The 18624-nt window shown below is 66.1% G+C and carries 18 protein-coding genes; 4 read left to right on the top strand and 14 right to left on the bottom strand.

Annotation, left to right across the window (positions count from 1 at the left end):
• Positions 1–79: 79 nt before the first annotated feature.
• Positions 80–1594 (bottom strand): carbohydrate porin, encoded by a 1515-nt coding sequence (locus U5A52_RS19000; RefSeq protein WP_415766395.1) that lies wholly within the window; start codon positions 1592–1594, stop codon positions 80–82.
• 320 nt (positions 1595–1914) lie between these two features.
• Between U5A52_RS19000 and U5A52_RS18995 the strand changes: the two genes are divergently transcribed.
• On the top strand, positions 1915–2775 hold the full coding sequence (locus tag U5A52_RS18995; protein WP_321935799.1) for an arylamine N-acetyltransferase: 861 nt from the start codon (positions 1915–1917) through the stop codon (positions 2773–2775).
• A 47-nt stretch (positions 2776–2822) separates the two neighbouring features.
• Positions 2823–3521, top strand: a complete 699-nt coding sequence (locus U5A52_RS18990; protein ID WP_321935798.1) for an isoprenylcysteine carboxylmethyltransferase family protein — start codon at positions 2823–2825, stop codon at positions 3519–3521.
• Positions 3522–3527: 6 nt separating this feature from the next.
• On the opposite strand, the gene U5A52_RS18985 is transcribed toward U5A52_RS18990, so the two are convergent.
• The 7 genes from U5A52_RS18985 to U5A52_RS18955 form a co-directional block, all read right to left on the bottom strand.
• Entirely contained in the window at positions 3528–4307 is a 780-nt protein-coding gene (locus tag U5A52_RS18985; RefSeq protein WP_321935797.1) for a hypothetical protein, read from the bottom strand.
• 86 nt (positions 4308–4393) lie between these two features.
• Positions 4394–4534: a hypothetical protein gene (locus U5A52_RS18980; RefSeq protein WP_321916856.1), complete on the bottom strand. Its 141-nt coding sequence runs from the start codon at positions 4532–4534 to the stop codon at positions 4394–4396.
• Complete coding sequence (gene cydB / locus U5A52_RS18975) at positions 4509–5513, bottom strand: cytochrome d ubiquinol oxidase subunit II (protein WP_321935796.1); 1005 nt, start codon at positions 5511–5513, stop codon at positions 4509–4511. Before cydB ends, U5A52_RS18980 begins: the two co-directional genes overlap by 26 nt.
• Positions 5514–5550: 37 nt before the next feature.
• The gene (locus U5A52_RS18970; RefSeq protein WP_321916861.1) at positions 5551–6990 is read right to left on the bottom strand and encodes a cytochrome ubiquinol oxidase subunit I; all 1440 of its coding nucleotides are present in this window, start codon (positions 6988–6990) and stop codon (positions 5551–5553) included.
• A 410-nt stretch (positions 6991–7400) separates the two neighbouring features.
• Positions 7401–7589 carry a 4-oxalocrotonate tautomerase gene (locus U5A52_RS18965; RefSeq protein ID WP_028205614.1) on the bottom strand — a complete coding sequence of 63 codons (189 nt, stop codon included), beginning with the start codon at positions 7587–7589 and terminating at the stop codon, positions 7401–7403.
• A gap of 44 nt (positions 7590–7633) precedes the next feature.
• Positions 7634–8410 carry a class II aldolase/adducin family protein gene (locus tag U5A52_RS18960; protein ID WP_321935795.1) on the bottom strand — a complete coding sequence of 259 codons (777 nt, stop codon included), beginning with the start codon at positions 8408–8410 and terminating at the stop codon, positions 7634–7636.
• A gap of 10 nt (positions 8411–8420) precedes the next feature.
• Entirely contained in the window at positions 8421–9392 is a 972-nt protein-coding gene (locus U5A52_RS18955; RefSeq protein ID WP_321935794.1) for an urea transporter, read from the bottom strand.
• 178 nt (positions 9393–9570) lie between these two features.
• Between U5A52_RS18955 and U5A52_RS18950 the strand changes: the two genes are divergently transcribed.
• Positions 9571–10152 carry a putative glycolipid-binding domain-containing protein gene (locus U5A52_RS18950; protein ID WP_321935793.1) on the top strand — a complete coding sequence of 194 codons (582 nt, stop codon included), beginning with the start codon at positions 9571–9573 and terminating at the stop codon, positions 10150–10152.
• Positions 10153–10157: 5 nt separating this feature from the next.
• On the opposite strand, the gene kch is transcribed toward U5A52_RS18950, so the two are convergent.
• From kch to U5A52_RS18930, 4 genes are all read right to left on the bottom strand, one after another.
• Positions 10158–11339 carry a voltage-gated potassium channel protein gene (gene kch / locus U5A52_RS18945; RefSeq protein WP_321916868.1) on the bottom strand — a complete coding sequence of 394 codons (1182 nt, stop codon included), beginning with the start codon at positions 11337–11339 and terminating at the stop codon, positions 10158–10160.
• Entirely contained in the window at positions 11336–12217 is an 882-nt protein-coding gene (locus tag U5A52_RS18940) for a mechanosensitive ion channel family protein (protein ID WP_321916870.1), read from the bottom strand. The genes kch and U5A52_RS18940 overlap by 4 nt, the downstream gene beginning before the upstream one ends.
• Before the next feature lie 123 nt (positions 12218–12340).
• The gene (locus tag U5A52_RS18935) at positions 12341–12877 is read right to left on the bottom strand and encodes an N-acetyltransferase family protein (protein WP_321935792.1); all 537 of its coding nucleotides are present in this window, start codon (positions 12875–12877) and stop codon (positions 12341–12343) included.
• Positions 12878–12975: 98 nt separating this feature from the next.
• Positions 12976–13899: a DMT family transporter gene (locus U5A52_RS18930; protein ID WP_321916874.1), complete on the bottom strand. Its 924-nt coding sequence runs from the start codon at positions 13897–13899 to the stop codon at positions 12976–12978.
• Positions 13900–14021: 122 nt separating this feature from the next.
• Here U5A52_RS18930 and U5A52_RS18925 point away from each other — a divergent pair, with 122 nt between their 5' ends.
• The gene (locus tag U5A52_RS18925) at positions 14022–15440 is read left to right on the top strand and encodes a PLP-dependent aminotransferase family protein (RefSeq protein ID WP_321935791.1); all 1419 of its coding nucleotides are present in this window, start codon (positions 14022–14024) and stop codon (positions 15438–15440) included.
• 24 nt (positions 15441–15464) lie between these two features.
• Here U5A52_RS18925 and U5A52_RS18920 read toward each other — a convergent pair whose 3' ends face one another.
• Both U5A52_RS18920 and U5A52_RS18915 read right to left on the bottom strand, forming a co-directional pair.
• Positions 15465–16769, bottom strand: a complete 1305-nt coding sequence (locus U5A52_RS18920) for an MFS family transporter (protein WP_321935790.1) — start codon at positions 16767–16769, stop codon at positions 15465–15467.
• Between the two features lie 247 nt (positions 16770–17016).
• Complete coding sequence (locus U5A52_RS18915; RefSeq protein ID WP_321935789.1) at positions 17017–18600, bottom strand: MDR family MFS transporter; 1584 nt, start codon at positions 18598–18600, stop codon at positions 17017–17019.
• Positions 18601–18624: the final 24 nt, after the last annotated feature.

The following is an 18624-nucleotide window of genomic DNA, read 5'->3' as shown; positions in this document are numbered from 1 at the left end:
CTCGCGCGGCCGCAGTGCGTGCGGTTGGGAAAACGCGAGGACTTGGGGTTGAACATGGGTCGGTTGCGCTTTCTTGGGCTTAGAACGTGATGTTGGTCCGCACGCCCACCACGAACGTGTTGCGCAGCGGCGCGGTCGGGTCCTGCGGATTCTGGCCCGCGCCCGCGTTGAACGTGTATTGCGCGTCGGCCTGCAGAATCCACCATGGCGTGACCTGATACTGATAGGTCAATTCGAGCGCCGTTTCCTGCGTGCGCACGCCGTAAGGACCGCCGGTGAACATCTGCTGGTCGAGGTCGAGGTTGTGCACGTTGTTGCCGACCTTGATGTAGGTGGCGGCGATGCCCACGCTGTCGTTGTCGCGGCCCTTGAACGGCGCCTTCATCACGATGCCGAGGTTGGCCGCGAGGCTCACGAGATTGCGGTCGCCGGGCGCGCCCATCACGCGTGCGAATACGCCGATGCTGCGCGGCTCGTCCGGGTCGGGGCGCCAGATCATCTGGTCGGCCACGGCATAGAAGCTGTAGTTGCCCTGGTGCTGCAACGCAATGCCGGTCGAAGCCGGGTTCGCGAGCGAAAGCCCCGTGTTGTCGAAGCGCTGGTCGGCGAACGAGTTGGTGTTGTACCAGAAGCCCAGCTTGTAGGTGCCCGGCAGGCCGTGATTGTCTGCGCTGACCAGTTCGCCTTCTGACGGCTGGTTGATGGCGTATTGCAGTTCGCCGATCCACAACGTGCCGTTGTGCAGATTGAAGTTCGTACCACTAAGATTATTCGGATCGTTGCCGAGCGGGTCGCCGGAGAACACACCCGCGAGCGCGGTCAACGAAGGCGTGATCTGCCCGCGCACGCGCACGCCGAGACCGGCGAGCGGATAGGCGGGGCCGCCCGAGGGCATGTCGTACGAGGGCAGCGCAGGCCAGCCGAACATCGTGTTGATGAACAGCGCCCCGTACTGGCTCACGATGAATTCCTGGTCGAGACTTTGCTGACCGATCTTCACGTCGAGGCGCTTGTTGAAGAACGATTGCTGATACCACAGCTCCCACAGGCGCGTGGTCGGCGTCGCTTCAATGCCGCTCGCGGTGTTCAGCGTGCCGAGGTTCGACGTGCTCAGGTTGGTGCCGTGAATCTGCAGGGCGCTCACGTTGAAGAGGCCGCCCGGAATGCCGAGCGCCTTGCTCGTGTCGACCTGCACCGTCGCCGTCGTGAGGCCGTCGTACGCGCCGCCCGTCTTGAGACCGCCACGCAGATTCGCGAGGTACTCGCTCGTCTCGGTAAGCTGGAATGTCACACCGTATTTGCCGAGCCAAGGCCGCAGGCCGCCCATGTCGCCGAGCAGGTTCTGGCGCGTCCAGATGCCGGTCCAGAAGTTCGACGGCTGCGACTGAATGGCGAGGTCGGCTTCCGGAGCTTCAGGAGCGGCGTCGGGGTTGGCATTGCTCTGTGCGCGCGCTGCGCCGCATGCGAATGTCGCGCTCGCGGCGAGCACGGCAATGGCGCGCAACGCCGGTGCGCGCCGACGCGCCGGGCGGCCTGGCGCCGCGCTGCGCGAGCCGGCCGGCGCGGGCACGCGGACGGTTCGGGTCAATTCCATCGTATTCCTTACTTATTGAAATGATTGCTTGATTGATCGCGTTGGCGTTTGTTATTCGCAAGCCGCTGAATACCCGACATCTCCAGACGGCGCCATCGTACTAACAGCAAATGCGAGCGTCAACAAAAACGAGAATGATTCTCAACCGTTTTACGCAAGTTTTACGTGGCGTCATCTGAATGCTTACGGATGCCTGTCTATTGCGCGTTCGTGCATTACAGACAGTTAGTTTTGGACGTAATAGTCAGGCGAATGAAGTCGCATATCATCACGGTTGTGAACGCACGTTCACCGCTCAAACTTCAAACCAAACTGGCTCCATGACCGACACTTCCTCACGCTACGAACTCGATCTCGATGCGTACTTCGCCCGCATCGGCTACGGCGGTTCGCGAGCCGCCACGCTCGCCGTGCTGCGCGAACTGCATCGTCTTCATCCGCTTGCCATTCCGTTCGAGAATCTCGATCCGCTCGCCGGGCGGCGCGTGTCGGTCAAGTTGCCGGACATTGCCGATAAACTCGTGGCGCAGCGTCGCGGCGGCTACTGCTTCGAGCACAACACGTTGTTTGCGCACGTGCTCATGCAACTGGGCTTTTCCGTGACGCCGCTTTCCGCGCGCGTGCTGTTCGGCCAGGCGCCGGGCGCGCGCACGCCGCGCACGCATATGCTGCTGCGCGTGGAGGCCGAGGGCGATTCGTGGATCGTGGACGTGGGTTTCGGCGGCGCGACGTTGTGCGTACCGCTCCTGCTTTCGAGCGAGGCGCAACAGCAAACGCCGCACGAGCCGGCGCGGCTCGTGACGCTTTCAGACGATGAGCGCAAACTCGAATTGTTCGACGGCGAGAAGTGGTTCGACGTTTATCGCTTCGAGTTGATGCCCGCGGAGTGGGTCGATTACGAAGTGGCGAACTGGTATACGTCGGCGTCGCCCGATTCGTTTTTCACGTTCAGCCTGATCGCGTGCATCGCGCGTGAAGGTGGTCGCGCGATCCTGTTCAACGATCGATTTACCGAGCGCGACGCGCAAGGCCAGGTGAGCGAGGAGCGTACGATCGCCAATGGAGAGGAACTCGCGAAGTGTCTGCGCGAACGCTTCGGCATCGACCTCACCCGCGGCGAAGCGGCGCAGCGTATCGACGCCGATGTGCTCTATGCGCGCATGACTTCGCACGGCGCATAGCAGGAAGCGCGCGTAACAACACCTGGCCCGCGCGCAAGGAGGGCATCATGACGAAAATGACGAAAGCGCTAATGGCGAAGCTGTTCGTGCAAGTCGTGGTCTGGTTCGGGTTGATGGGTGCGCTGCTGTTCGTTTCGGCGGGCACGCTGGCCTGGACGGCAGCGTGGCTGTGGCTCATCGAGTGGGCGTTGTGCGGCGTGTGGATCGGCCTGTGGCTCGGGCGCGAAGATCCGGGGCTCCTCGTCGAGCGGCTCGCGCCTTTCGCGCAACGCACACAGCAGCCGTGGGACCGCGTATTCATGCTGTGCGTATCGGTGGGGTTCTGCGCGTGGCTGTGCCTGATGGGCATCGACGCCGTGCGCATGGGCTGGTCGCGCGTGCCGCTGTGGCTCAGCGTGCTCGGCGCCATTTTCATCTTCGTCGATATCTACGCAACGCGTGCGGTCTTCGCGGCGAACCGCTTTGCCGCACCGGTCGTAAAGATTCAGAGCGAACGCGGGCATACGGTCAGCGACACGGGCCCGTATGCCTACGTGCGTCACCCAATGTATGGCTTCGCGCTGCTCTTTCTCGCCGGCACGCCGCTCATGCTCGGTTCGTGGTGGGGGCTCGCGTGCGTGCCCGTCATGGTCGTGGGGATCGGCTATCGCGCGGTGCGCGAAGAGCAAACGCTCGCGGAGAATTTGCCCGGCTACCGCGAGTATCTGGCGCGCGTGCGTTATCGCTTCGTGCCGGGCATCTGGTAGCAGGGACTAGCGCGTGGCGGGCGAAGTCAACGCTTGCGCGTAGCGCCGGTAAAGCCAGGCGAGCGCCGTGGTGGTGAGCAGCGCGAACACGATATTGCCGATGCTCTGGCCAATGGCGAGCGCGGTGAGCCAACCGGGCTGCCGAACGATTTCAGGCGAAACGCCCGCGAGGCCCATGCCGATGAGCACGATGAGGCCGCATACGGCAATGGGCAGCGCCGCGACGAAGGTGACGCCAAAGAGGCTCCAGAAATGCCCGCGGCTGTCGCGCCATGCGGCGCCGAAGGCGATCGGGCTGCCGATTGCAAGCGCCGGAAAGAGCAGCGAGAGGCGCACCGCCACGAACATCCAGATTGCAAGGACCACCAGAAAGAGGAACGCCGCGCCGCCCTGGTACTGAGGCCGCAGCACGACCCACAGCAAGAGCGCGAATGCGCCGAGCGCGACCGCCAGAATGAGGCCGACCGCGAAGATACGCAGGAACGGTTTCGCCCCTGCCGGCATGAGCGGCGCGCTGCGCTCGCCTAGCAGCACGAAGCGCGAGATCTTCAGCGTGAACCAGAGGTAGACGAGCGAATTCAGCAGCGAGGCGAGATTGCCGAGCGCAATGAGTCCGGCCGAGGGCGTCGCGCCTTCGGCCGGCACGGGCCGCCCGGCGAGCCCGAACCACCCGAGCGCCGCGTAGATCACGAAAGTCGCCAGAACGAGAAACGGCATTTGCACGGCGGCCTGCCAGGCGCTCGCCCACGCGCGCTTGACGCATTCCATGAAGGTCATCTGTTGCATGAAGGTTTCACACGGGTGACAGAGAGCCTACAGTCTAACGCGGCGCCGTGAAATCGAGCGCGCCTGTGCCAATCCGCTTGTGCCAATCACTTGACGGCGAACAGCGTGAGGTTCATGAAGACCTTGAACGCGAAGCCGAGCGACACGGCCGCACCCACGCCCGCACACCAAAGGAGTACGAACCAGATCCAGCCGGGCAGCTTAGTGGTAGTGATGGGTGTCGCCATGACGCACCTTGCCTCTGAAGACCCAGTAACCGAGCATCGTGTACGCGAGAATGATCGGCAGAATGAATGCGGCGCCCACGAGCGTGAACGTCTGGCTCTCGCGCGGCGCGGCCGCTTCCCAGAGCGTGAGGCCCTGCGGAATCGCGTAAGGCCACAGGCTCACGAGCAAGCCTGCGTAGCCGAGCAGCACGAGCCCGATGGCCGCGATGAAGGGTGTCTTGTGATGGCGCGCATGCACGGCCCAGCGCATCCACGCGGCGCAGGCGAGCACGAGCAGCGGCACCGGCGCGAGACGCCAGAAGAGGCCCGAACGGAACCAGCGATCGGCAATCGCGGGGTCTTGCAGCGGCGTCCACAGGCTCACGAGCGCGATGAAGCCGAGCAGCATGACAGTAAGCGGCCAGACGAGCTTGCGCAGGCGGCGCTGCAGGTCGCCCTCGGTCTTCGCGACGAGCCAGCAGCAGCCGAGCAGCGCGTAGGTCGCGACGAGCCCGAAGCCCGAAAGCAGGCTGAATGGCGTGAGCCAGCCGAAGGCGTCGCCGGCGAACTGGCCGCCGTCCATCGGAATGCCTTGCAGGAAGGCGCCGAGCGCAATGCCCTGGAAGAACGCCGCACCGGTCGAGCCGCCGATGAACGCGAGGTCCCACAAATGCTTCGTGCGATTGGCCTTGGCGCGAATCTCGAACGACACGCCGCGGAAGATCAGGCACGCGAGCATGAACACGAGCGGCAGATAGAGCGCGGAAAGCACGGTCGAGTAGACGACGGGGAACACGGCGAAAAGCCCCGCGCCGCCTAGCACGAGCCAGGTCTCGTTGCCGTCCCACACGGGGGCGACGGTGTTCATCATGAGATCGCGCTCTTCCTCGTCGGGAAAGAGCGGAAACACGATGCCGATGCCGAGATCGAAGCCGTCGAGCACCACGTAGAGAAGAACGCCGAGCGCGATGATCGCGGCCCAGATGACGGTGACATCCATTTGCTTGCTAGCCTCGTAACGATGAATGCGGGGCGCCTCAAGCGTCGATCAGCTGATCGGCGGCGGACATGGGGCGGCGTGCGGTCTGATTCACAGTGAGCGCAGGGTGGGCCACGCGCGGTTCACGCGGCTCGTCGTGCGAGTGCGGCTTCGTGCCGGGCAGCGCAGGGCCTTTGCGCAGCAGCTTGAGCAGGTAGTAAATGCCCGTGCCGAACACGAGGAAGTACACGGCCACGAACGCCATCAGCGAAACGCCCACTTGCTGCGCCGTGAGTGGCGACACCGCTTGCGCCGTGCGCATCACGCCGTAGACCACCCAGGGCTGGCGGCCGGCTTCGGTCGTGACCCAGCCCGCAAGCAGCGTGATGAAGCCGGTTGGTCCCATGGCGAGCGCGAAGCGCTGGAAACCACGCGATTCGTACAGCGTGCCACGGCGGCGCAGCACCCAGCCCACCACGCCGAGCAGAATCATCAGGAGGCCTAAACCGACCATGACGCGGAAGCTCCAGAACAGCAGCGGCGAATTGGGCCGCTCGTCGGCGGGGAAGGACTTGAGCCCCTTGATCTCGCCGTCCCAGCTATGCGTGAGGATCAGGCTGCCCAGGTGCGGGATGGAAACGGCGTAGCGCGTGGTCTCGGCCTGCATGTCTGGGATGCCGAACAGGTTCAGTGCTGTGCCGCCTTGTTCGGTGTCCCAAATGCCTTCGATCGCGGCGATCTTGGCGGGCTGATATTCGCGCGTGTTCAGGCCGTGCGCGTCGCCCACGAGGGCTTGCACCGGTGCGAGCACGAGCAGCAGGCCGAGCGCCATCGAAAACATCTTCTTGATGGCGGGGTCGCGCCGCCCCTTGAGCAAGTGGTATGCGCCGCTCGCGGCCACCACGAGCGCGGCCACGATGAACGCGGCGATCGCCATGTGCGCAAGACGGTAAGGGAACGACGGGTTGAAAATGATCTTGAACCAGTCGACCGGCACGACGTGGCCATCGACGACCTTGAAGCCTTGCGGCGTCTGCATCCAGCTATTCGAGGCGAGGATCCAGAACGTGGAGATGAGCGTGCCGATGGCGACCATCAGCGTCGCGCCGAAGTGGGCGCGCGGGCTCACGCGGTTCCAGCCGAACAGCATGATGCCGAGGAAGCCTGCCTCGAGAAAGAACGCGGTCATGACTTCGTACATGAGCAGCGGCCCGGTTACAGGGCCGGCGAACGACGAAAAGCCCGACCAGTTGGTGCCGAACTCATAGCTCATCACGACGCCGGAGACGACGCCCATGCCGAAGGCCACGGCGAACACTTTCGACCAGAAGAGGCAAAGGTCCTTGTAGAACGGCTGACGCGTTTTGAGCCAGCAGGCTTCGAGCACGGCGATAAAGCTTGCAAGCCCGATGGAAAGCGCCGGAAAGACGATGTGAAACGAGACGGTGAAGGCGAACTGCAGCCGGGCCAGGTCGAAGGCGGAGAGTGACGTGTGCATGTGCGTGCCTGTTGCTTGCTTACCGGGAAATGCGCGGGGGAACCTGCACACTGCACCGCAGTGGGGGCGCTGCGGTTGCGTGCGATGGACGTAAGCGTAGGGGAATGGCGGCGGTTTTGCTGCACTGCGACGTGCGCCAGCGTGTCGCAGTCGTCAATCTCAATCAGTAGAAAACATGCGCTAACGCATTGATAAAGATCAATTTAGATTAAACGTTCGTTGTGCAGGCGGGGTGTGCGAGGGGTGTGGCGCTGCGGCAATACACCGCGCAGCCGCGTGGGGTGCGTCAATGCGCCTCGGGGTGCGGCGCAAGAAAGCGTGCGAGGGAGGATTCAGTCGCGCCTGGCGGCGCGGGCGCTGCGTGCGACGCCAGGCGGAAAAAGATAAGGAATGCGATAGAAGAGGAAGCGTCAGCGCGGATCGCTCCACAGCTTGCCGGCCGTCGCCCAATTTTCCGGCTTGACGTCGTGAAAGATGATGTCGACGGATTGCGGCTCCACGCCGAGCACCTTGCAGGTGGTCTCGGTCAGTGCCGCGGCGAGCTGGCGCTTTTGTTCGACGCTGCGGCCTTCGAACATTTCGATGTGGAATGTTGGCATGCGGGTCTCCTCGGAAAGTCAGTGATGCGATGGAATGGGCGTGGTTAGTCGCGGTATGACGAATCGATGCGATCGAGCTTGCGCAGCAGCGCCGGCCATTCGAGCACGCCTTCGATCGCGCCGCCGTCGCGCAATTGCTCGGCGGTGCGTTCGGCCACCTCGGGCGGCGGCAAGACGAGCGGCACGCCGCCGGCCTGCGCTTGCAACTGGATTTCGCAGGCCTTGATGAGCGTCGCCATCAGCACATAGGCTTCAGCCACCGTGCGGCCGGTGGTGAGCGTGCCGTGATTGCGCAGCAGCATGGCCGGGTGCGTGCCCAGGCTCGCGGTGAGGCGCGTGCCTTCGGCGGGCGTGAAAGCAAGGCCCTCGTAGTCGTGCCACGCTAGCTGGCCGTAAAAGCGCAGCGCGTGCTGCGAGCCAGGCAAGAGTCCGTCGCGCTGCATCGACACGGCAATGCCCGCCGTATTGTGCAGATGCATTACGCACACTGCGTCGGGCCGCGCGAGATGCACGGCCGCATGCAGCGCGAAACCGGTGGCGTTCACAGGGTGCTCGCTCTCGCCGACGATGCGGCCTTCGGTGTCGATCTTCACGAGGTTCGAGGCGCGCACTTCGTCGAAGGCGAGGCCGAACGGATTGATGAGGAAGCGGCCAGGTTCCCCGGGCACGGCGGCGGAAACGTGCGTGTAGATGAGGTCGTCCCAGCCGTTGAGCGCAATCAGGCGGTAGGCGGCGGCGAGATCGACGCGCAGTTGCTGCTCGGCGGCGGAGCGCGGTGCGGTCTCGGCGCAGGTGCTCGTCGGGCGATGGGCGAAAGACATGGCGATTCCTTCAGCGGACGGTGGATTCTTCAGGCGGCGTGGCTGACGCGGGCAGCGCGCGCAGGCGTCGCGCTGCTATATGCACGCACCAGCTCGCCAGCACGAACGGCGCGGTTAGCGCGGGCAATCCGCAGCGCACGGCGGCCAGATGCAGGGCCGCGGCGAGCATGGTCGCACAGAACGCGGCGCGCATGCCGAGCGTGCACACGGCGAGCGCCGCAAGCGCGCCATTGAAGCCCGCGAGGCCCGCGCCGAAGGCGTCCGGACTCACGCCGCACGCGAGTTCGAGGGCGCTCGCGAGCGCCGCGCCGCTGAGCGCATAGACTGCCGCGCGCCGCGACGACCAGGCGAGACCGGCTAGCACACACAGGCCCGCCGCCGCGCCCGTAGCGAACGTGGTTTGCGCGAGGCCGCTCAATACGCCAGCCGCGGCGTGGACTGCAGCCTCGAGCGGCGAACCGTGCGGGGCGAGCGGTGCAACGGCGCTCGCGGTGGCAACGGGCTCGCTGCCCGGATGCAGCGGCAGCCAGATCCAGGTCGCGATGAGGCAGGGCACGGAATACAGGCCGAGCCGCGCGCGGGCGAGCCAGCGGTTCAGCGGCCCGGCGATCCACGCGCTCGCGCCGCCCGCGATGAGCGCGAGCGCAGCCGCCGTGCCCGCGTCGCCGACGAAGGTGAACGCCGCGAGCGCGGCGAGCGCGCCGTTGTAGCCGGCGAGGCCGTCGTGGATCGCGGTTTCTGCGTGGCCCGCCACGAGCGCGCAGACGTTGGCCGCCGCGGCGCCGAGCAGGGCGGCGAGCGCCAGCCGCCAGTCGGTGAGCGCGAGCGCCGCGAGCAGGCACGCGCCCGTTCCCGCGTTCGCCTGCAGCACGATCTGGCCGAGGCTGCGTAAGAGCGCGCGCAAGGCGGGAGCCACGGCGGAATCGGCAGTATCGGCAGTATCGGCAGTGGCACCGGAGGCGGCGGGAAATCTGGCTGACATGAAGAGGTGGCGTGCGGATACTGGCGAGTGCGGCCCCGGTGCGAGACGCACGGCGGGCCAAAGTGCGAGCATAGGCGATGCAGCTAGCCTCGCGCATGCGCGCAGGTTGATAGTCGCTATTTGCCGCCGCGTTACGATACGCACACGGCGGGTACCGTGATCTTTGTGGAGGCGGACGATGCGGGAAGTGCGTTGGGCATCCGAAACGGGCGAGGGCATCGAGCATCTGGCGTTCGATGCGCATTGCGGCCCGAAATTTGGCGAAAAAGGCGACACGATCCGCGCGGAAAGCGTGGTCGTCGGCGAGCGCTACGGCAAATCTTATGGCCTGGCTTACGCCATCGAGTGCGACGCGCAGTGGCGCGTGCGTTGGGCGGCGTTTCGCGTGATGGGCGGCCGCTCGCTCGTGCTCCAGGGCGACGGCAAGGGTCACTGGGCCGACGGGGAAGGGCGCGCACTGGCAGCGCTCGACGGCTGCATCGATATCGACATCGCCGCGACACCGTACACGAACACACTGCCGATCCGGCGTTTAGGTCTCGCGCGCGGCGAGCGCCAGCCAATTCGCGTGGTGTACATCGCCGCGCCGGAGCTGGAGCCCAAACCGGTCGAGCAGGCCTACGTGTGCATCGAACGCGACCGCGAGTACCGCTACGAGGGCATCTTCCGCGATTTCACGGCGAACTTGCGCGTGGACGAAGATGGGCTCGTGATCGACTATCCGACGTTGTTTCGGCGATTGGCGCCCACGCAACGGTAAAACGGTTATGCGGCGCCCCCCGTGCTCTTCCCAAACAACAACTGCTCGATCAGCGTGTTGTCGATGGTCTCGTTGTTGAGCGTGCGCGCGAGCAGTTCGCCTGCGAGCAGTTGCGGCGAAAACACCATGTCGGGCTGCAAGAGGCGCAACCGCTGCAAGTTGCGGCTGTCGTTCACGAGTGCCACTGTGCGCACCTTCGGCGCGATCTCCTTGATCGCGAGAATCACGAACGCGTTCTCGGCGTCGTCGGAGCGCAGCGCGAGCGCGGCGAGCGCGGTTTCGGCGCCTGCGTTGTGGAGCGTGGCGGTGTCGCTCGCGTCGCCGACGATCAGGTCGGCCTCGGCCGGATAGTTGTGCGGCGTATTCGGCGCGACGATCACGGTTGCCGCGTAGCCGCGCTTAACGAGCCCCCCATACACGCTATGCGCGAGCGGCGAGGCGCCAACGATCAGATAGTGGTTCTTGCGGGTCACGTTGGAAATGCCTCCCTTGACGATGCGTTTCAAATGGCCGCCGATCACGGGCCCGATCACGGCGCTGATCGAAGTCGCGAACACGGTGATCCCGAGCACGATGATCGAGGCCGTGAAAAGCCGCGCGGTGTCCGAGTGCGGCACGATATCGCCGTAGCCGACCGTGGACATCGACACGATCGAGAAGTAGAACGCGGTGACGAGGTTGCGAATGGGCGGCGCAAAGTCGTCGCCGAGATACAGCGCGCCGAACACTGCGTAGACGACCAACGAGCCAATGCTCAGGAATGCGAACAAGGAGCCCGCAGCGACGCTCGCGCGATCGAAGCGGCGCCAGTAGTAAATGAGCGCGCAGGCGAGTGCGAGCGAGAAGGCCGCTAGCGCGTGGCTGCGATAGTCGCCCCACAGGCAGATGCTCGCCGCGCCGGCGAGCAGCACGAGTGAGAGCACCCATGCCACACGCGCGCGCAGCGCAATGCCGAACGACATCATCGTGAGGCCGGTGGCGACCAGCGCCTGGGGAAGCGCGAGCACGCCGAATGCGTTGATGAGCGTGATCCAGTCGTCGAACCAGTTGCCGCGCGCGTGTTCGAGCGCTCTCTGCGCGACCGGGCGCACGAGCAGCAGGCCGTCGAGCACCAGCAGCAAGGCCAGGTAGCCGTGCGGCACTAGCCCTCTGGCATAGCCGCGCAGGCGGCGCGCGTACGCGTTCATTGCTGCGCTTGTTGCGTCGACTGCGTCGGTTGTGTCGGTTGCTCCGGTTGCGTCTGCACGATGTGCAGCTCGCGGGTGCGCAGCGGCAGCGAGCAGTGCGCGTCGTTGAGCGCCTGGCGCACCTGGCGCGAAAGGTCCCAGCGCATGTCCCAGAACGTGTCGATGTTCGACCACACCCGGATGTTGAGCACGGCGGTGCTGTCGTCGAAGCGCGTCACCATCACTTGCGGCGCGGGCGAGGCCAGCACGCGCGGGTCGGCGGCGGCGAGCGTGCGCAATACGTCGATCGCGCGGTTCACGTCGTCGCGCACCGACACCTCCACTTCGAGGTCGAGCCGGCGCGTGGGATTGCGGCTGTAGTTGCGGATCGAATTGCTCCACAGCGCGCTGTTCGGCACGTATTCGCAGATGCCGTCCGGCTTCGTGAGGCGCGTGGTGAAGAGGTTCACTTCCTCGACGGTGCCCGCAACGGTGCCTGCGCCGCCGTCGATATAGTCGCCTACCTTGAACGGCCGCAGCAGCAACAGCATGATCCCCGCCGCGATGTTCTGCAGCGTGCCTTGCAGCGCGAGACCGATGGCGAGACCCGCCGCGCCGAGCACTGCGACGATGCTGGCGGTCTGGATGCCGATTTGCGAGAGCGCGCCGATCACGGCGACGAGGCGCACGCCCCACACGGCCGTGTCGCGCACGATGGGGCGCAGCGTCGGGTCGATGGCGCCGCCGCGTCGCGCGATCCAGTTGGCTACGCGCCGGGAGAACCACCAGCCGAACCAGATGATCGCGAAGGCCGCGCACAAGCGCAGCGCGAGCGCGGAGAGCGCGTCCCACAGGAAGCCCCAGTTGGCCGGGTGCAGGTGTTCGAGGAGGGGTTGCATGGCGAATCAGTCCTTGTCTTCGGAGCCTTGGAACTGGCTCCGTTGCGAAAGGACGTATTGTACGAGCCGCGTTTCGCTTGCGGCGCGTGTGCGGCGCGCAGGAGCGTTTTTGCGCGTGCCGCGTCAGCCTTTGGGCGGCGTATCCACGCCCGGCCCGAGCGTGCGCTGCATGAGCGCCGTGTCGCGCCACTGGCCGTGCTTGAAGCCTACGCCGCGCAGCGTGCCGGTCAGTTCGAACCCGAGGCGCTCGTGCAGTTTGAGCGAGCCGCCGCGCGGGTCGGCGACCACGGCGATCATTTGCCGCCACGGGCCTGCCTCGCAGCGTTCGATCAGCGCGTTAAGCAACGTGTGGCCGAGTCCGCGGCCGCGAAACGCTTCGTCGATATAGATCGAGTCTTCAACGGTGAAGCGGTACGCCGGGCGCGGCCGGTAGGGCGTGGCGTAGCAGTAGCCCGCCACGCGGCCGCCGATCTCGGCGACGAGCCAGGGCAGGCCGTGTTCGCGCACGGCGGCGTGGCGGCGCAGCAGTTCGTCGAGCGCAGGCGGCGTCTCCTCGAACGAGGCCGTGCCGTGCAGCACGTGGTGCGCATAGATCGCGGCGATGGCGGGAAAGTCGTCGGCGGTGGCGTCGCGCACGTGCGCGTCGGTGTGTGGGGTCATCGGTTGGAGCGAGGCGAGAAGGCACAGCGGAAGGAGGTTTGCATCCCTCACTATGCCTCGCGCGCGGGCGCATTTGAAGCGCGCCAAAAATGCGTGGCTTAGACGCGCTGCGTGCGGGTGCGATTCGCGACCGTGGATGCGCCCGTTGCGCGCCCGAAGCGCCGCGCCCCGGCCACGCACGCGATCACCACGGCAGTGACGGCGATCATCGCCGGCGGGACGGTTTCGTGCAGCAGTAGCGCCGCGAGCACGAAGCCGAAGAACGGCTGCAGCAACTGCAATTGCCCCACGCCCGCAATGCCGCCGAGCGCGAGCCCGCGATACCAGAACACGAAGCCGATCAGCATGCTGAAGAGCGACACATAGGCGAACCCCCACCACGAAGCCGCGCCGACGGCGGCGAACGACGCGGGGCGCAGCCACCACGCGAGCGGCGCCATCACGGGCAGCGAAATCGCGAGCGCCCAGCAGATCACCTGCCAGCCGCCAAGGCGCCGCGAAAGCCGCGCGCCTTCCGCGTAGCCGAGCCCGCACACGACGATGGCGGCGAGCATGAGCGCGTCGCCGAGCGGCGAGGCGTCGATGCCGTGGCGCAGCGCGAACGCCACCACGGCGGCGCTGCCCGCCGCTGAAAAGACCCAGAAGGCCGGCTGCGGACGCTCGCCCGCGCGCAGCACGCCGAACACCGCGGTGGCGAGCGGCAGCAAGCCGACGAACACAATCGCGTGCGCCGAACTCACGTGCTGGAGCGCGAGCGCGGTGAGGAGCGGAAAGCCCACCACCACACCGAGCGCGACGATGACGAGCGGCCAGATTTCGTTGCGCGCCGGCCGCGCCGCGCGCAGCGACAGAAGCAGCAACACGCCGAGCACGCCCGCGATGGTCGCGCGCGCGCCCGTGAGGAACACGGGGTCGAGGCCGAGCACGGCGAGTCGCGTGGCGGGCAGCGAGCCGCTGAAGATGAGGACGCCTGCGAGGCCGCAGAGCCAGCCATCGGTGGTGGGATCGAGCGTTTTGCGCATGGGGAATGGCCAACGGGAAAACATCGGTGATCGATCCAGCGATGATGCGCGCCGAGCCGCGCGGAGGTAAGCTACAGATCAGTACAATTTCTTCAAACTGTATTGAACACGGAGCAGTACAGATGAAAGACAGAGCGAGAACGGAAGGCTTGCCCATGACGCGCGTCGAGCAGGTGATGCAGGCGCTGCGCGAGCGTATTGCCGCGCGCTCGCTGGCCGCGGGCGCGCGCGTGCCGTCCATTCGCGCGATGAGCGAGCAGCTTGGCGTGTCGAATTCCACGGTGGTGGAGGCCTATGAGCGCCTCGTTGCCGAAGGCGTGCTGGTCGCGCGGCGCGGGGCGGGTTTCTTCGTGGCCGGTCACGCGCCGCCGCTCGCGCTTGCCGCGCTCGGGCCGCAGCTCGACCGCGAGATCGATCCGCTCTGGCTCACGCGCCAGTCGCTGCAGACCGAGGCGGGTGCGCTGCGGCCCGGCTGCGGCTGGCTGCCCGCCTCGTGGCTGCCGGAGGACGCCGTGCGGCGGGCGCTGCGCGCCATCGCACGCGATCCGCGCGCGCCGCTCACCGATTACGCCTCGCCGCTCGGCCTGCCCGCGCTGCGCCAGCAACTCGCCTGGCGGCTCGGCCAGCATGGCGTGGAGGCCGCCCCCGAGCAGATCGTGCTGACCGACGGCGGCACCCAGGCGCTCGACCTCCTTTGCCGCTTTCTGCTCGAGCCTGGCGACACCGTGCTCGTGGACGACCCGTGCTACTTCAATTTCCAGGCGCTGCTGCGCGCGCACCGCGTGCGCGTGGTCGGCGTGCCGTACACGCCAACGGGTCCGGATCTCGCCGCGTTCGAGCGCACGCTGGCCGAAACGCGAGCGCGCCTCTACGTCACGAACTCGGCGGTCCACAACCCGACTGGCGCGACGCTCGCGCCTGCCGTCGCGCATCGCCTGCTCAAGCTCGCGGAGGAACATGACCTCCTGATCGTCGAGGACGACATCTTCGCCGACTTCGAAATCGAACCCGCGCCGCGCCTAGCGGCTTTCGACGGCCTCGCGCGCGTGGTCACCATTGGTAGTTTCTCGAAGACGATGTCGGCGGCGGCGCGCTGCGGTTTCATCGCGGCGCGCACGGACTGGATCGAACCGCTCGTGGATCTCAAGCTCGCGGTCTCGTTCGGCAACGGGGAGATGGTGGCCGAACTCGTGCACCGCCTGCTCGTGGACGGCACGTATCGGCGGCATCTGGACGGCCTGCGCGCGAAGCTCGCCGACGCGATGGGCGACACGCTGCGCCGCCTTTCAGCGCTCGGCCTCACCGCGTGGACGCGGCCGCAGGCCGGACTATTCGTGTGGGCGCAATTGCCGGATGGGCTCGACGCCGCGCAGATCGCGCGCGAAGCGCTGGTGGAAGGCGTGGTGCTCGCGCCGGGCAACGTGTTCAGCGTGTCGCGCAGCGCGGGCGATTTTCTGCGTTTCAATGTTTCGCAGTGCAATCGTCCGAAGGTCTACGAAACGTTGCAGCGTGCGATGGAACGCGTGGCGCAGCCCGTTTGAGCAGCGGCGTGCGCCACGCCCGGCTCACGGCTCGTGGCGCAAATACCCTTCCTTGGCCGGATCGCGCATGCGCCACGACACGATGAGCGCAACCGCGCAGATCGCCGTGACGTACCAGTAGAACGTGGTCTCGCTGCCAACGGACTTGAACCACAGCGCGACATATTCGGCCGAGCCGCCGAAGATCGCATTCGCCACCGCATACGAAAGGCCCACGCCCATGGCGCGCACTTCGGGCGGGAACATTTCGGCCTTGATGAGGCCGCTGATCGACGTATAGAAACTGACGATGGCGAGCGCGACGATGATGAGCACGAATGCGGCCACCGGGCTCGACACGTCCTTGAGCGCGTGCATGATCGGCACCGTGCCGAGCACCGAAAGCGAGCCGAAGAGGATCATCGACGTGCGGCGGCCGATCTTGTCGGAAAGCGCGCCGAACAGCGGCTGCATCAGCATGTAGACGAAGAGCGCGCAGGTCATCACGTTGCTAGCGGTCTTCGCGTGCATGCCGGCCGTGTTCACGAGGTACTTTTGCATGTAGGTCGTGAACGTATAGAAGATCAGCGAGCCGCCTGCCGTGAAGCCCACCACCGTGAAGAACGCGCCCTTGTGCTGCCACACGCCGCGAATCGTGCCCGCGTCGCGCTTGTGGCGCGATTCGCTCGTCGAGGTTTCGTCGAGCGACTTGCGCAGATAGAGCGAGATCAGCGCCGCGGCCGCGCCGACCACGAACGGAATGCGCCAGCCCCAGGCCTTCAGTTCTTCCGTGGAGAGCGTCTGCTGCAGGATCACGAGCACGAGCAGCGCGCAGAGCTGGCCGCCAATTAGCGTGACGTACTGGAACGACGCGAAGAAGCCGCGCCGGCCCTTGAGCGCGACCTCGCTCATGTAGGTCGCGCTCGTGCCGTACTCGCCGCCCACCGAAAGCCCCTGGAAGAGGCGCGCGAGCAGCAGCAGGAACGGGGCGAACGCGCCGATCTGCGCATAGGTGGGCAGCATGGCGATTACGAGCGAGCCGCCGCACATCATGAGCACCGAGATCATCATCGCATTGCGGCGGCCGTGGCGGTCGGCGATGCGGCCGAACAGCCAGCCGCCGATCGGGCGCATGAGGAAGCCCGCGGCGAATACGCCGGCGGTGTTCAAAAGCTGCGTGGTGGTGTTGCCGCTCGGGAAGAAAGCGGGCGCGAAATACAGCGCGCAGAACGAGTAAATGTAGAAGTCGAACCACTCGACGAGATTGCCCGACGAGGCGCCGACGATGGCGAGTACGCGTCGCCTCGTGTCCTGCGCGGATAGCGTGGTTGGGTCGTTCTGGACGTCCATGGGCGGGTCTTCTCCTGGTTGTGTGTTTTATGGCGAGCGGCCGTCATGCAGCCGTCGCGAGAGTTCGAACGCGCGCCACCGGGTCCCGGCGCGCGGTGCCCGCGATTTTAGCTAACTGTAATTGAATGTGTGGAAAATGTAATGCTGATGCGAGCGGGCCCCATTAGACCGATGGGATGCCGGTTCGCGGCCAAAAAAATGCCAGCGGGAATCCGCTGGCTGGAGGGGAAAAAGCGGCGAAGCGCGCTCAATGCTGCTTGCGCAGCGGCACGTCGCGCAGCAGCAACGACAGCGCGAACGAGAACACCACCACGATCGCAGCCGAGAGGTAAACCGTGTGTAGCGCGCCCGCGAACGCGTCGAGATACTGCGCGTGCAGCGTGGGCGGCAGATGGTGGATCACGTCGGGCGTGAGCGGCTGCGGCAGTTGTACGTCGGCCGTGAGCACCTTTTCGAGTCGCGCGTGCAGCCCGTGCGAAAACACGGCGCCGAACGCCGCCACGCCCACCGAGCCGCCAATCGAGCGGAACAGCGTTGCGCCCGACGTCGCCACGCCCATGTGGCGAAACTCCACGGCGTTTTGCACAGCAAGAATCAGCACCTGCATCACCATGCCCAGGCCGCAGCCGAGCAGCCCCATGTAGAGATACATGCGGTGAATGGGCGTGTCGAGCTGCAAGCGCGCGAGCAGGATCATCGCCGCGGCCACGAGCGCCGTGCCCGCAATCGGGAAGATGCGGTACTTGCCGATCTTGCTGATGATGCGCCCGGTGATGATCGACATCACGAGCACGCCGCCCATCATGGGCAGCATCTGCATGCCGGCCTGCGAGGGCGTGGAGCCCTTCACGACCTGTAGATAGAGCGGCAGGAACGTGACCGAGCCGAACAGCGACACGCCCACGATGAAGCCGATCAGGCTCGCGAGCACGAAGGTGCGCTGGCGAAACAGTTCGAGCGGCATGATGGGCTCGGCCGCATGCTTTTCCTCGTGAATGAAGCCCGCCACGGCTACGAGGCCGAGCAGCAGCGTGAGCCAGAGCGTGGGCGACGTCCACGGCAGCAGCGAGCCGCCCTCGCTCGTGAAGAGAATCAGGCAAGTGAGGGCGGCGGCGAGCCATGCCGCGCCCATGTAGTCGATCACGTGCTTCACGTGCGCGGCGCGCGGCTTGAACACGGCGCCGATTACCACGAGCGCGATCGCGCCGAGCGGCAGGTTGATGTAGAAGATCCAGCGCCACGACAGATGCTCGACGAGAAAGCCGCCGAGCAGCGGCCCGACCACGGTGGCGATGCCGAACACGCCGCCGAACATGCCCTGATACTTGCCGCGCTCCGCGGGCGGAATGACGTCGCCGATGGCGGCCATCGTCACGACCATGAGGCCGCCGCCGCCAATGCCCTGAAGCGCGCGCAGCACGATGAGCTGCTCCATGTTCTGCGCCACGCCGCACAGCGCCGAGCCGATCAGGAAGATGACGATGGCGGCCTGCAGCACGATCTTGCGGCCGAACAGGTCGCCGAACTTGCCATACAGCGGCACGACGATCGTCGAAGTGAGCAGGTAGGCCGTGACGACCCACGAGAGCCGGTCGAGCCCGCCCAGCTCGCCGACGATGGTGGGCAGCGCCGTCGAGACGATGGTCTGGTCGAGCGCCGCGAGCAGCATGACGAGCAGGAGCGCCGGAAACAGCAGCCGGATGGGTGGATGGCCGCCCCGCGGATGGCCGCCGGCATCGGCAGCAGCCGGGCCCGACGCCGTCGCCGCGGCTTTTGCGCTGGCGCTGGCTCCCGCCGTGGCGGGCGCAGGGTGTTTCGTGCTGGGTTCCATCGTCGTGTCCATCTATCTTGAATT

The sequence above is a fragment of the Paraburkholderia sp. J8-2 genome (assembly GCF_905220195.1).
Lineage (GTDB): Bacteria > Pseudomonadota > Gammaproteobacteria > Burkholderiales > Burkholderiaceae > Paraburkholderia.
This window is presented reverse-complemented; position numbering and strand designations above follow the sequence as displayed.

Excerpts from the sequence above, each read along its gene's own strand:
- U5A52_RS19000 (WP_415766395.1), bottom strand. The coding sequence starts at position 1,594 with ATGGAATTGACCCGAACCGTCCGCGTGCCCGCGCCGGCCGGCTCGCGC.
- U5A52_RS18995 (WP_321935799.1), top strand. The coding sequence starts at position 1,915 with ATGACCGACACTTCCTCACGCTACGAACTCGATCTCGATGCGTACTTC.
- U5A52_RS18990 (WP_321935798.1), top strand. The coding sequence starts at position 2,823 with ATGACGAAAATGACGAAAGCGCTAATGGCGAAGCTGTTCGTGCAAGTC.
- U5A52_RS18985 (WP_321935797.1), bottom strand. The coding sequence starts at position 4,307 with ATGCAACAGATGACCTTCATGGAATGCGTCAAGCGCGCGTGGGCGAGC.
- U5A52_RS18980 (WP_321916856.1), bottom strand. The coding sequence starts at position 4,534 with ATGGCGACACCCATCACTACCACTAAGCTGCCCGGCTGGATCTGGTTC.
- cydB (WP_321935796.1), bottom strand. The coding sequence starts at position 5,513 with ATGGATGTCACCGTCATCTGGGCCGCGATCATCGCGCTCGGCGTTCTT.
- U5A52_RS18970 (WP_321916861.1), bottom strand. The coding sequence starts at position 6,990 with ATGCACACGTCACTCTCCGCCTTCGACCTGGCCCGGCTGCAGTTCGCC.
- U5A52_RS18965 (WP_028205614.1), bottom strand. The coding sequence starts at position 7,589 with ATGCCAACATTCCACATCGAAATGTTCGAAGGCCGCAGCGTCGAACAA.
- U5A52_RS18960 (WP_321935795.1), bottom strand. The coding sequence starts at position 8,410 with ATGTCTTTCGCCCATCGCCCGACGAGCACCTGCGCCGAGACCGCACCG.
- U5A52_RS18955 (WP_321935794.1), bottom strand. The coding sequence starts at position 9,392 with ATGTCAGCCAGATTTCCCGCCGCCTCCGGTGCCACTGCCGATACTGCC.
- U5A52_RS18950 (WP_321935793.1), top strand. The coding sequence starts at position 9,571 with ATGCGGGAAGTGCGTTGGGCATCCGAAACGGGCGAGGGCATCGAGCAT.
- kch (WP_321916868.1), bottom strand. The coding sequence starts at position 11,339 with ATGAACGCGTACGCGCGCCGCCTGCGCGGCTATGCCAGAGGGCTAGTG.
- U5A52_RS18940 (WP_321916870.1), bottom strand. The coding sequence starts at position 12,217 with ATGCAACCCCTCCTCGAACACCTGCACCCGGCCAACTGGGGCTTCCTG.
- U5A52_RS18935 (WP_321935792.1), bottom strand. The coding sequence starts at position 12,877 with ATGACCCCACACACCGACGCGCACGTGCGCGACGCCACCGCCGACGAC.
- U5A52_RS18930 (WP_321916874.1), bottom strand. The coding sequence starts at position 13,899 with ATGCGCAAAACGCTCGATCCCACCACCGATGGCTGGCTCTGCGGCCTC.
- U5A52_RS18925 (WP_321935791.1), top strand. The coding sequence starts at position 14,022 with ATGAAAGACAGAGCGAGAACGGAAGGCTTGCCCATGACGCGCGTCGAG.
- U5A52_RS18920 (WP_321935790.1), bottom strand. The coding sequence starts at position 16,769 with ATGGACGTCCAGAACGACCCAACCACGCTATCCGCGCAGGACACGAGG.
- U5A52_RS18915 (WP_321935789.1), bottom strand. The coding sequence starts at position 18,600 with ATGGAACCCAGCACGAAACACCCTGCGCCCGCCACGGCGGGAGCCAGC.